We start from the raw sequence: 12,115 nt of genomic DNA, 5'->3' as shown, positions 1-12,115 counted from the left end.
ATGTCGCCTCGTCAGTGAAGGCGTTGGAACGTCAGTGAAGGCGCGCTGGCACGTCGAAGGTGGCGACTACGGCGGCCCAGATCTTCTTGGCGGGCTCCCCGTCCGCTAGGGCCTGATCGACGGTGCGGCCACCCAGGGCGGCTATGACGTAGTCCTTCGCCACGCTCGCCGCGTAGGCCTCGCCGAACTGCTGGTTCATCCGATCCCAGAAAACTGTGAGCCGCACCAGGCCACGCTATCCGACGGACCGCGATACCTCGTCCGGGACGGACGGGCGGCGGGCACCTTCGAGGTATTGCCGGTGCAGACCGGTCAGATAGCGTTCCACGCCCTCGACCACTCGGGCCGTGCGGTACGAGGGGAAGACGTCGAAGGCGTGCTGGCCGCCCTTCATCTCGGCGTAGATGACCGGCGATTCTGAGACGTCGCGGAGCTTCTCCACGAACCGTCTCGCTTCCTCGACCGGGATCAGAGAGTCGTGGCTTCCGTGGATGACAAAGAACGGCGGTGCGTCGGGGCTCAGATAGCTCACCGGGGACGCCTTGGCGAAGGCTTCGGGCTCGTCCGCGAAGGAGCGCTTCATCAGCGCGCGTTCGACCAACGGCGTCGCTCCCATGGGGACAGACCAGGGCCCCGGCTCCACGAAGTCGTACACCCCGTAGAAGGGGACAGCCCCACGGACGCTGGTGTCCACGTCCTCGAAGCCTGGCTGGAACTCCGGCACGTTCGCGCTGAGCGCCACCATCGCCGCCAGGTGCCCACCTGCCGAACCACCCGTGACGCAGAGAAAATCTGGATCGGCCCCATAGGACTCGGCGTTCTCGCGATACCAGGCGATGAAGTGCTTGAGGTCGATGAGGTGCTCAGGCCAGGTGGCTCGTGGGCTCAGGCGGTAGTTGACGTTGAAGCCCACCCAGCCCTGCACGGCCATGTGGTTGAGCAGGGGAAGCCCTTGTTCGCGTTTGTCCCCGATGACCCAGGCGCCGCCGTGGATCTGCATCAGCCCTGGGCGCAACCGCCCGTCCTCAGCGGGCCGGTAGACATCCAGCTTGAGCCGCAGCCGCCCCTCTTCGCGGTAGACGATGTTGCGTTCGGCCTTCACTCCTCGGCGCGGCAGGAAGCAGAGCACCGGCAGGACGAGGTGCGCACGCGGATAGCGCGGCGCGTCGTCGGGGTCGAGGTCCAGCGGCACCCCGGAGTCTCGCAAGGTCACGGTCGTCCGCCTCGCCGCGACGATGGTCGCCGCGGTGCCCGTCGCCCCGAGGAGGCCCGTGACCAGGCCGACCCGGCCCGGCCACCCCTCAAGCCCTCCGTACGCCACCAGGATGCCCAGCCCCGCGACCTCCGCGACGAGCAGGTGCGGCGCCAGCTCGATGGTCAGCCATCCGGCGAAGAAGCTCGGCACCAGCGTCGAGGGGTGGCGCCGGCGCGGGCGGTGCGCGTTCGCGGCGAGCAGGATGGAGATCGCTCCGAGGGCGGCCAGGGCGTAGGTCATCCCTCCAGGATTAACCGAACAAGTACTTGCTTACAACCCTCCCCGCCCGTCGCCACCGGGCTCCGGGAGTGGTGCTCACCACCTGGTCGCGGTTCTGTCGGTGGCACGAGGCAGGATGGAGGGATGAGCGGTGACGTGCTCGAACGCTTCTCCCCGGCCACGCGTGCGTGGTTCACCGGGGCCTTCGCCGCGCCCACGGCGGCGCAGGCGGGAGCGTGGGAGTCGATCTCCGGCGGCGACAACACCCTGGTCGTGGCGCCCACCGGCTCCGGGAAGACCCTGGCCGCCTTCCTCTGGTCGCTCGACCGCCTGGCGGCCTCGCCCGCGCCCGATCCCAAGCAGCGCTGCCGCGTGCTGTACGTCTCCCCGCTCAAGGCCCTGGCGGTCGACGTCGAACGCAACCTCCGGGCCCCGCTCGCCGGCATTCGCCAGGCCTCGCGCCGGCTCGATCTGCCGGAGCCCGACGTGCGGGTCAGCATCCGTTCCGGCGACACCCCGGCCGACGAGCGCCGCCGCCTGGCCACCAAGCCGCCGGACATCCTGATCACCACGCCGGAGTCGCTGTTCCTGATCCTCACCTCGCAGGCCCGCGAGTCGCTCCGGGGCGTCGAGACGGTGATCGTCGACGAGGTGCACGCGGTCGCGGGCACCAAGCGCGGCGCGCATCTGGCGATCTCGCTCGAACGTCTCGACGCCCTCCTCGACCGGCCCGCCCAGCGCATCGGCCTCTCCGCGACGGTCCGGCCCGCCGCCGAGGTCGCCGCGTTCCTCGGCGGTCCCAAATCCGCGAAGGTGGTCCAACCGGCGTCCGACAAGGTCTTCGACCTCGACATCGTCGTGCCGGTCGAAGACATGGGCGAGATATCGCATTTCGTTGACCAGAGCGGCGAGGCCGATCCTCGCCAGAGGTCGATCTGGCCGCACGTAGAAGACAGGTTGCTCGACCTGATCCAGGCGCACCGTTCCACCCTCGTCTTCGCCAATTCGCGGCGCCTGGCCGAACGCCTCTGCGGCCGGTTGAACGAGCTCGCGTACGAACGCGCCGTCGCCGGCACCAGCAACGACGCCGCGGAAGGTCCCGCCACGGCGGGCGACGCCCCGAGGCCCATCAGCCAGGACGACATCGAGCGCGCGCTCCAAGCGCGCGCCCACGGATACGCGACGGATGCCACGGATGGCCCGAACACCACGGGCTCCCCGCCAAGCAGCGACATGGACGCTGCGAAAGCGCCGGCCCGGCGCAGTCCGGCCGAAATGATGGCCCAGGCAGGTGCGGCACGCGGCGTTCCGGCCGAGATCGCTCGCGCGCACCACGGTTCGGTCTCCAAGGAAGAACGGGCGGGCATCGAAGACGCGCTCAAGCAGGGCCGTCTGCCCGCCGTGGTCGCCACGTCCAGCCTGGAGCTGGGCATCGACATGGGCGCGGTCGACCTGGTCGTCCAGGTCGAGTCGCCGCCCTCGGTCGCCAGCGGCCTGCAACGCGTCGGCCGGGCCGGCCACCAGGTCGGGGCGGTGTCCAAAGGCGTCATCTTCCCCAAATACCGCGGCGACCTGGTGCAGACCGCCGTCGTCGCCGAACGCATGCGCGACGGCGAGATCGAGGAGCTGCGCTACCCGCGCAACCCGCTCGACGTCCTCGCCCAGCAGATCGTCGCCATGGTCGCGATGGACGAGTGGACGGTCGACGATCTCGACGCCATGGTCAAGCGCGCCGCTCCGTACGCCACGCTCCCCCGTTCCGCGCTCGAGGCGACCCTCGACATGCTCGCGGGCCGCTACCCCAGCGACGAGTTCGGCGAGTTGCGGCCGCGCCTGGTGTGGGATCGCGTCACCGGCGTGCTGCGTGACCGGCCCGGCGCCCAGCGCCTCGCCGTGACCAGCGGCGGGACGATCCCCGACCGCGGTCTCTTCGGCGTCTTCCTCGTGGGCGAGAAGGCCTCGCGCGTCGGCGAGCTCGACGAGGAGATGGTGTACGAGTCGCGCGTGGGCGACGTCTTCGTTCTCGGCGCGAGCTCCTGGCGGATCGAGGACATCACTCCCGACCGCGTCCTCGTCTCGCCCGCGCCCGGCCAGCCGGGCAAGCTCCCGTTCTGGCACGGCGACGCCCTCGGCCGCCCCGTCGAGCTGGGCAAGGCCCTCGGCGCGTTCACCCGCGAGCTGGTCCAGCTTTCTCCCGAGACCGCCCGCGACCGCGTCACCACCTCGGGGCTCGACGAGTGGGCCGCCGCCAACCTGGTCTCCTACCTGAGCGAGCAGCGCGAGGCGACCGGTCATGTGCCGGACGACCGCACCCTCGTGGTCGAACGTTTCCGGGACGAGCTCGGCGACTGGCGGCTGGTCGTGCACTCACCCCTGGGCGCCCGCGTCCACGCGCCCTGGGCCCTGGCGATCGCCGGCCGCCTCCGCGAGCGGTACGGCGTCGACGCGCAGTCCATGCACGCCGACGACGGCATTGTGATCCGCATCCCCGACATGGACGAGCCGCCGAACCTCGACCTCGCCGTGTTCGACGCCGACGACATCGAACGCATCGTCGTCGACGAGCTCAGCGGCTCGGCCCTGTTCGCCGCGAGGTTCCGCGAGTGCGCCGCCCGTTCGCTCCTGCTGCCGCGCCGCCGCCCCGACAAGCGCATGCCCCTCTGGCAGCAACGCCAGCGCGCCGCGCAACTCCTGGCCGTCGCCAGCAAATACCCCTCGTTCCCGATCGTCCTCGAAACGATGCGCGAGTGCCTGCAGGACGTGTTCGACGTGCCGGGCCTGGTCCAGCTCATGCGCGACCTCTCCGGCCGCAAGGCTCGCCTGGTCGAGGTCGAGACGCCCGAGCCGTCCCCGTACGCCCGTTCGCTCCTGTTCCACTACGTGGGCGCCTTCATGTACGAGGGCGACTCGCCACTGGCCGAGCGCCGCGCCCAGGCCCTCGCGCTCGACTCGGCCCTCCTCGCCGAGCTGCTGGGCCAAGCCGACCTGCGCGAGCTCCTCGATCCCGAGGTGGTCGCCGATACCGAACGCGAACTCCAGCGCCTCGCCCCCGACCGCCAGGCCCGCGACCTGGAGGGCATAGCCGACCTCCTGCGCGAACTCGGCCCCTTGACGACCGCCGAAGCAACCCTCCGCACCACCCCACCCGAGAACGCAGGCGCGACGCGCGGGGAGGTGTCCCAGGCCGACACGGGTCTTCCCGCCGTCCCGCGGTCGGCGGAGGGCGCGCCGGAGGTCGATCCACGGCCGGCTCGGTGGCTGGCTGAGCTCGAGCAGGAGCGCCGGGCCATTCGGGTTCGGATCGGCGGTGAGGAACGCTGGGCGGCGATCGAGGACGCCGGGCGGCTCCGCGACGCCCTCGGCGCGCCGCTGCCCGTCGGCATTCCCGAGACTTTCCTGGAGCCGGTGGACGATCCGCTCGGCGACCTCGTCTCCCGTTACGCCCGCACCCATGGGCCGTTCCGCGCGGCCTCCGCCGCGTCCCGTTTCGGGCTGGGCACCGCCGTCGTCCTGGAGACGCTGCGCCGCCTCAACGCCAACGGCCGCGTCGTCGAAGGCGAGTTCCTGCCGGTCGAGGCGGTCTCCGGCCCGCTGACCAGCGAGTGGTGCGACAACAACGTCCTGCGCATGTTGCGGCGCCGTTCGCTGGCCCGGCTGCGCGCCGAGGTCGAGCCCTCGCCGCCCGAAGCGCTGGGCCGTTTCCTGCCCACCTGGCACGGCATCACCGGCGGCTCCCGCCTGCGCGGCATCGACGCCCTGGTCCAGGCGATCGAACAGCTCCAGGGCGCCGCGGTGCCCGCCTCGGCCCTCGAATCCCTGATACTTCCGTCCCGGGTCCCCGGCTACTCCCCCGCCCAGCTGGACGAGCTGACCTCCGCGGGCGAAGTGATCTGGGCAGGCCAGGGCGGTCTGCCGGGCGGCGACGGCTGGGTCTCGCTCTACCTCGCCGACACCGCGCCGCTCCTCATGCCGGAGCCCGCCGAGATCAGCCTCACCCCTGCTCACCAGGCCATCCTCGACGCCCTCGCGGACGGCGGCGCGCTCTTCTTCCGCACGCTCTCCGACCGGCTCAACGCCACCGAGTCGATCAACGACCCGGACCTGGTCACCGCTCTCTGGGACCTCGTCTGGGCGGGCCACCTCACCAACGACACCCTTGCGCCCCTCCGCGCCGCTTTGGGCTCCGGCCGCCCCGCCCACCGCGCCCGCGCCACCCGCCGCGGCCGCCCCGTCCTGCCGTCCCGGACCGGCCCGCCCACGGTCGCCGGACGCTGGTGGTCGCTCCCCGAACGCGAGACGGCGAGCACCCGCCGCTCCCACGCCCTCGCCGAGGCCCTTCTCGACCGCTACGGCATCGTCATCCGCGGCGCCGTCGCCGCCGAACGCACGCCGGGAGGCTTCGCGGCCGTCTACCCGGTGCTCCGCGCCTTCGAAGACGGCGGCCGGTGCCGCCGCGGCTACTTCGTCGAGGGTCTGGGCGCCGCGCAGTTCGCGCTCCCCGGCGCCGTCGACCGCCTCCGTTCCCTCCGGCCCGCACCCCCGCCACCCGACCCCTGGGAGCTGCCCCTCCCCGGCGCCAAGCCGACCCCCGACACCCGTGCGCTCGTCCTGGCCGCCGCCGACCCTGCCAACCCCTACGGCGCCGCACTGCCCTGGCCCGAACGTGCGGACGAGGTCGCCAGCGGCCACAAGCCCGGCCGCAAGGCAGGCGCCCTGGTCGTCCTGACCGAAGGCCGCCTGGCCCTCTACGTCGAACGCGGCGGCAAGACCCTCCTCACCTGGGACGACGATCCCCAAGTCCTCCAACCCGCCGTGGACGCCCTCGCTCTGGCCGTCCGAGAAGGCGCCCTGGGCAAGCTCACCGTCGAACGAGCCGACGGCGGGTCCATCAACGACTCCCCCTTGGCAGCCGCCCTGGAAGCCGCCGGCTTCCACCCCACCCCCCGAGGCCTCCGCCTCCGCGCCTAGCCCACCTCCTGGGAAGCCCCGGAGGGCTTTGTTACGGCGCTTCGGCTGTGCTGGGGCTGGGGGCTGCGGTCGGGGTTACTGGGTTGTTCTTCGGGGCGCTTTGCCGCCTGCGTCTGAGCAGGGTGAATGTGGTCAGGGCGGCTCCGGCGAGCAGGAAGACGGGTCCCAGCGGCACGAGGAACCCGAAGCGCAGTCCCATCGACACCTTCGCGTCGACGTTGGGTTTGCCGTCCAGGCGCATGACCACGACGGACCAGGCGCCGTGGGTCTTGTCCCATTTGAGGGTGCGCGTGCCCGTTCCTGTGGATGACGCCACCCAGAAGGAGCGGCTGGTCGGAGGGGCAGGACGCGCATCACCGGCGACGCGTTCGAAGGTCGCTCGGAACGGCTTCAGATTGGCCGAGACGAAGTCGTCGTATGCGCTCCCCCGCAGGTAGTTCTCGACCTCATGTTTGGGGCCGATGCCGACGAACAACGGCACGTTCGGGTCTGCGGACGTGGCCACGATGCGCACACGTGCGATCTCGCCGATGTCGGGCGACGGGTCCGCCGCGTGCGCCGAGGAGGAGCCGACGTCGATCTCGTCGGTCTTCAATGCGGTCGCGGTCGTGGCGAAGCGATGCTCGGACGTGCCGAAGTAGCCGCCTTCATCGGCTTGCAGTGACGCCAGTGCGACGAAGCCGAGGCCTCCCGGGAAGAACACCGCCGCTCCCAGCGGAGCGAGCAGCCGTAGGGACCGGGGTGTGTTCATGATCTACCTCTCCCTACTGTGTAGCACAGTTGTGTCACAAAGAAACTAACACGACTGTGCTACAAAACAAGAGGGTCAGGCATGGGTGGGTTCCAGGGGCTCTGCGGGGGTCTTGGTCCGGATCAGAAGGACGGCCAGGGCGCACACTCCTACGCCACCCAGCGACACCGGGGTCATGGTGGTACCGAACATCAGCCACGACCAGGCCATCGTCGCCGGGGGCGTGAGGTAGAGCAGGGCCGAGACACGGGCCACGCCGGTGCGGGCCAGGTTGATCCAGTAGAGGCCGTATCCCCCGAACATCGCCGCCACGACCAGGACGGCGATCGCGATCCAGAACGTGGGATCGGCGGGAGGCGCGAGGGTGCCGGTCGCGGTGGCCAGGCCGCCGAACAGGAGCGCACTGATGCCCGCCTGGATCGTGAGGGCGTCGACGAGGGTCGCGCGAGGACGGGTGCGGCGTTCGAGGAGGGTCGCCGCCACCAGCGAGAGCATCGCGGCGACCGGGAGCAGGTAGGCGAGCAATGGGGCACTGGAGGCACTGAGGTCGCCGCTGACCACCAGGGCCACGCCTCCCAGTCCGATCAGGAAGCCGACGATCTGGCGCGCGCTGACCGATTCACCCAGGAGCGGCACGGCCAGCGCCACCGCCACGATGGGCTGGAGCGCGCAGATCAGGGCGGTCGTTCCAGAGGCGACGCCATGCTCGACGGCCGCGAACACCCCGTACAGGTAGCCGGCCTGGCCGAGCCCGCCGATGATCAGGTGGAGGCCGAGTTCGCGCGGCGGAACCCGGTTGCGGCGGTAGAGCATCCAGCCGCCCAGCAGGGCGAAGGCGATGATGAAACGCCAGGCGAGCAGCGCTGTGGCGGGAGCCGCGCGAGTGCCCAGTTCGGCCCCGATGAAGCCCGAACTCCAGGCGGCCACGAAGCCGACGGCCAGCACCCCGTCCATGCGGTCTGACATACCCTTCCCTGAGGTATACATACCGGTATACTTACCCTAGCTATACCGGTATGTATACCTGGAGGACTCATGGCGACCAAGCCGCTCACACCCGCCGCCGAGCGGGTGCTCGCCGTGGCCGGCGAGCTCTTCTACCAGCGGGGCATCGGTTCGGTCGGCATGGAACTGATCGCCGCCGAGGCGGGAGTCACCAAGAAGACGGTGTACGACCGGTTCGGGTCCAAGGAGGCGCTCGTCGTCGCGTACCTGCGTGCCCGCGACGAACGCTGGCGTGCCTATTTGACCGGCAGCATCGAGGGTGTGGGCGACGCCCGGCAGCGCGTCCTCGCCACGTTCGACGCGCTGGGCGAGTGGCTGCGCACCGAGAGCGGCCGGGGCTGCGCGATGGTGAACGCCCTCGCGGAGCTACCCGACCGCGCCCATCCAGGCCATCGCGCCGCCGCCGACCAGAAGGCCTGGCTCCGCACGCTCTACGCCGATCTCGTGCGTGAGGCCGGTCTGAACGAGTCCCTGGCGGACAAGCTCCTGATCCTGCACGAGGGCGCCGTCGTGACGTTCAGCGTCGCCGGACTTCAAGATGCCGCCGCACTCGCCCGCGAAGCGGCAGATGCCCTGATCTCCCGCCAGTCCTAGTCACGGCGCCACCCGCCCGGCGTAGGTGCGGCGGCTCCCGCGCGGCCTGGGCGCGGCGGCGCCTGTCCGGCGTAGGGGTGGCGGCGGGTTTCGCGCGGTCTAGGTTCGGCGGGAGTTGCGGCGGAACATGTTGATGAGGCCGCGGAGGGCTCGTTCGTCCAAGCCGCCGAACGGGTTGTCGTGGACCAGGTAGGTCCACGTGGCGGAGGGGCGTTGCAGGCCCGCGGCGGTCAGGTCGATGCCATCCGGGGTCGCGGTGAGGGTCGTGAACGTGTCGATGGCTCGTTCTACAGCCTGGCCCAGGAGCTTCTTGCCCGCAGGGACGGCCTCTCGGTTGAACTCGACCAGCGGATCAAGGCCGCGGCCGAGTGAGCGCAGGTGGATGCCTTCGCGCAGGTCGGCCAGATACGCCAGGTGCTCGGTCCAGCAGCGGTCGAGGTGGAAGAGGGCGACCTGGCGGGCGGCCTCGGCGACCGCCTCCTCGCCCGCGATGCCGACGAGTTCGGCGTGGTGGTCGGCGCGGCGTTCGGCCATCAGGCGGCCGGCGTGGTCGCCGCGCAGCAGCTGGCCGCGTTCGGCGAGGACCTCGCGGCGCTGGAGGCCGATCAGCTGGTTGTAGCGCCAGGTGTTGCGGTGGATCTCCACCTCGACGCCCTCCGCGACGCGCTGTGCGTGGCCGACGGTCCAATCGGCGTTCTTGTCCTTGAGGCGGCCGTCGGACGCGGGCGTGGCGTTGACCTCCTCGTCCGGCGCGTACTGCGTGACCAGGTCGTCCTCAAGGCTCGTGAAGAAGACCGACCCGCCGGGGTCGCCCTGGCGGCCCGCGCGGCCGCGCAGCTGATCGTCCAGGCGGCTGCTGTGGTAGCGGCCGGTGCCGATCACCAGCAGCCCGCCCAGCTCGACCACGCGCTCGGCGTCGGCAGCGGACGTTCCGCCGAGGCGGATGTCGGTCCCGCGGCCGGCCATCTGGGTCGAGACGGTGATCGTGCTCGCCGCGCCCGCCTCGGCGATGATGGCGGCCTCCTCGGCGTCGTTCTTGGCGTTGAGGACGACGCAGGACAGGCCGGCGCGTTCGAGGCGGCGCGCGAGGCGTTCGGACTCGGCCACGTCGAGCGTCCCGACGAGGACGGGGCGGCCGGTGGCGTGGGCGGCCGCGATCTCCTCGACGATCGCCACCTCCTTGTCGGTGGACGTGGCGTACAGGCGATCGGGCTCGTCGACGCGGACGCAGGGCCGGTTCGGCGGGATGACCGCGATCTCCAGGCCGTAGAACTCCCGCAGCTGGCCCGCGACCGCGAGCGCCGTGCCCGTCATCCCGCAGCGGACGGGATAGCGGCCGATGAGCTCCTGCACGGTGATCGAGTCGAGGATCTCGCCGCTCGCGGACGTCTCCAGGGCCTCCTTGGCCTCGACGGCGGCCTGGAGCCCGTCCGGCCAGCGCTGCAGCAGCGCCACCCGCCCGCGCGAGGAGCTGATCAGCTTCACGGCGCCGTCGCGGACGATGTAGTCGACGTCGCGCTGGAGCAGGACCTGGGCGTGCAGCGCGACGTTGACCGCGACGAGGGTGTCGGTGTTGTCGGAGGAGTAGAGATCGATGCCGCCCAGCTCGCGTTCGACCGTCCGGGCCCCCGCCGAGGTCAGCTGGACGTTGCGGCCCTCCTCGTCGGTCGCGTAGTGCTGTCCCGGGCGCAGCCGCCGCACCAGGTCGGCGTACACGGGATCGGCCGGGTCGTGCTCGGACGCGCCGGCCAGCACGAGGGGCACCATCGCCTCGTCGACCAGCACCGAGTCGGCCTCGTCGATCAGCACGACCTCGGGCTCGGGCAGGACGGGCTCGTCCGGGGCGGTGGCCAGCCGGTCGCGCAGCAGGTCGAAGCCGACCTCGCTCACCGGCGCGTACGTGACGTCGGCGGCATAGGCCTTCCGGCGTTCCTCGGGCGTGGAGGACTGGCCGACCCAGCCGACCGACACGCCGAGGAGCTCGTAGAGTGGGCCCATCCACTCGGCGTCGCGGCGCGCCAGGTAGTCGTTCACCGACATCACATGCACGCGCCTGCCGCGCAGCGCGTGCCCGGCCGCGGCCAGCGCGCCGGCGAGGGTCTTGCCCTCGCCCGTGGCCATCTCGACGATGTGACCGGAGAGCATGCCGAGCGTTCCGAGGAGCTGCACGTCGAACGGGCGCTCCCCCAGCGCCCGCCGGGCCGCCTCGCGCCCCACCGCGCACAGCTCGGCCAGGTCGAGCTCGCCGGCCGGGGAGCCGGACGTCCCCGCTTTGCCCGCGCTGAGCGTGGCGGCGGCCGGAGCCGGCCGGAGGGCCGCCGCGGCGGTCGTCAACTCCGCGTCGGAAAGCTCGCGGAGGCGCTCTTCGCGAGTGGCCGCCTCGGCGACGACGGCCTTGGAGGGCGCGAGGTCGACGGTGCCGGGCTTCTGCACCAGGCGCCGGAAACGGTCACGCAGCGCCATGACGGGCCTCTCCGATCTCATAAGTCACGATGAGCCAAACGGGTGGCCGCATCTTCTCGTTCCCCCAAATGATCGCAGGCGCGACGTCCTCCGCGCGTCTCCGGACAGGACGAGTCCGAACGGCGCGGGCCACGCCTCTCCGCACGGTACTTGCCGCGCGTCTGCGGGCGGTACGGGTCAGTCTGCCTCGACCACGCGTACCTGGGCGGCGACCTGGCAACCCTCAGGGAGTGCGTCGAAGGTCGGATAGTGGTCGTTCCCCAGTTCCAGGCCCTCCAGGGTCTTCTGGCACTGTCCATTGGCCCGGACGACCTGGACGAGGTAGGGGTCGCCCTGGCCACCCCACTCGATGCCGATGCCCGCCGAACGGATCTCCCACTGTTCGTCACCGACCCGCTCCGCCCGATAGTCGGCCAGGTAGAACCGGTGGCGCTTCTCAGCGAAGATGAAGACGCGCAGGACGTCGTGGCCGAGATCCCGAGCCGTGCCGCCGACCACGAAATCGCGATCCTCCGGAAACTCCTGACCTGGCTCCGGGAACTCCACGTTCACCTTGGCCTCGGGAGCGGGCCGCTTGGTCGGCTTCGAGGACGGCGGCGGGCTGGACCTGCGCGGCTGATCAGGGACCACGGCCGGCGAGGACGGGACGAGCGTCGGCGTCGGCGAGCCGGCCCGTTCCGTCGGAAGCAGCGCACGGGCCTGCGGCGGCGGATGGCCCTCGCCCTCCCCCACCAGTCCGGTGAGCCCGCGCAGGACGACCCCCGCGAACACCGCCACGACACCGAACGCCAAGACGAACCGGCGTTCGAGGAACGACGGTGTCTTCAGCGGTTTACGACGCTTCCCCACGGTCAGCTCAC

The 12,115-nt window shown here is 71.2% G+C and carries 8 protein-coding genes; 2 read left to right on the top strand and 6 right to left on the bottom strand.

What is annotated here, in order from left to right; translation table 11 throughout:
- Positions 1-31: 31 nt before the first annotated feature.
- Both ACGFNU_RS10615 and ACGFNU_RS10610 read right to left on the bottom strand, forming a co-directional pair.
- A complete protein-coding gene (locus tag ACGFNU_RS10615; RefSeq protein ID WP_392592166.1) occupies positions 32-226 on the bottom strand; it encodes a DUF3046 domain-containing protein in 195 nt (64 codons plus the stop codon).
- Positions 227-235: 9 nt separating this feature from the next.
- Positions 236-1,495 carry an alpha/beta hydrolase fold domain-containing protein gene (locus ACGFNU_RS10610; protein WP_392592164.1) on the bottom strand — a complete coding sequence of 420 codons (1,260 nt, stop codon included), beginning with the start codon at positions 1,493-1,495 and terminating at the stop codon, positions 236-238.
- Between the two features lie 123 nt (positions 1,496-1,618).
- Between ACGFNU_RS10610 and ACGFNU_RS10605 the strand changes: the two genes are divergently transcribed.
- On the top strand, positions 1,619-6,442 hold the full coding sequence (locus ACGFNU_RS10605) for a DEAD/DEAH box helicase (RefSeq protein WP_392592162.1): 4,824 nt from the start codon (positions 1,619-1,621) through the stop codon (positions 6,440-6,442).
- 31 nt (positions 6,443-6,473) lie between these two features.
- On the opposite strand, the gene ACGFNU_RS10600 is transcribed toward ACGFNU_RS10605, so the two are convergent.
- Positions 6,474-7,193: a hypothetical protein gene (locus ACGFNU_RS10600; RefSeq protein ID WP_392592160.1), complete on the bottom strand. Its 720-nt coding sequence runs from the start codon at positions 7,191-7,193 to the stop codon at positions 6,474-6,476.
- Between the two features lie 75 nt (positions 7,194-7,268).
- Positions 7,269-8,159 carry a DMT family transporter gene (locus tag ACGFNU_RS10595; protein WP_392592159.1) on the bottom strand — a complete coding sequence of 297 codons (891 nt, stop codon included), beginning with the start codon at positions 8,157-8,159 and terminating at the stop codon, positions 7,269-7,271.
- A 69-nt stretch (positions 8,160-8,228) separates the two neighbouring features.
- Here ACGFNU_RS10595 and ACGFNU_RS10590 point away from each other — a divergent pair, with 69 nt between their 5' ends.
- Entirely contained in the window at positions 8,229-8,792 is a 564-nt protein-coding gene (locus ACGFNU_RS10590) for a TetR/AcrR family transcriptional regulator (protein WP_392592158.1), read from the top strand.
- 99 nt (positions 8,793-8,891) lie between these two features.
- Here ACGFNU_RS10590 and secA2 read toward each other — a convergent pair whose 3' ends face one another.
- Positions 8,892-11,255, bottom strand: a complete 2,364-nt coding sequence (secA2, locus tag ACGFNU_RS10585; protein WP_392592156.1) for an accessory Sec system translocase SecA2 — start codon at positions 11,253-11,255, stop codon at positions 8,892-8,894.
- A gap of 177 nt (positions 11,256-11,432) precedes the next feature.
- On the bottom strand, positions 11,433-12,104 hold the full coding sequence (locus ACGFNU_RS10580; protein WP_392592154.1) for a hypothetical protein: 672 nt from the start codon (positions 12,102-12,104) through the stop codon (positions 11,433-11,435).
- Positions 12,105-12,115 lie beyond the last annotated feature (11 nt).

Origin of the sequence: Spirillospora sp. NPDC048911 (assembly GCF_043198015.1) — a bacterium.
Classification (GTDB): domain Bacteria; phylum Actinomycetota; class Actinomycetes; order Streptosporangiales; family Streptosporangiaceae; genus Spirillospora.
Note: the sequence above shows the minus strand (reverse complement) of the source record. Positions and strands in the feature narration are given on the sequence as shown.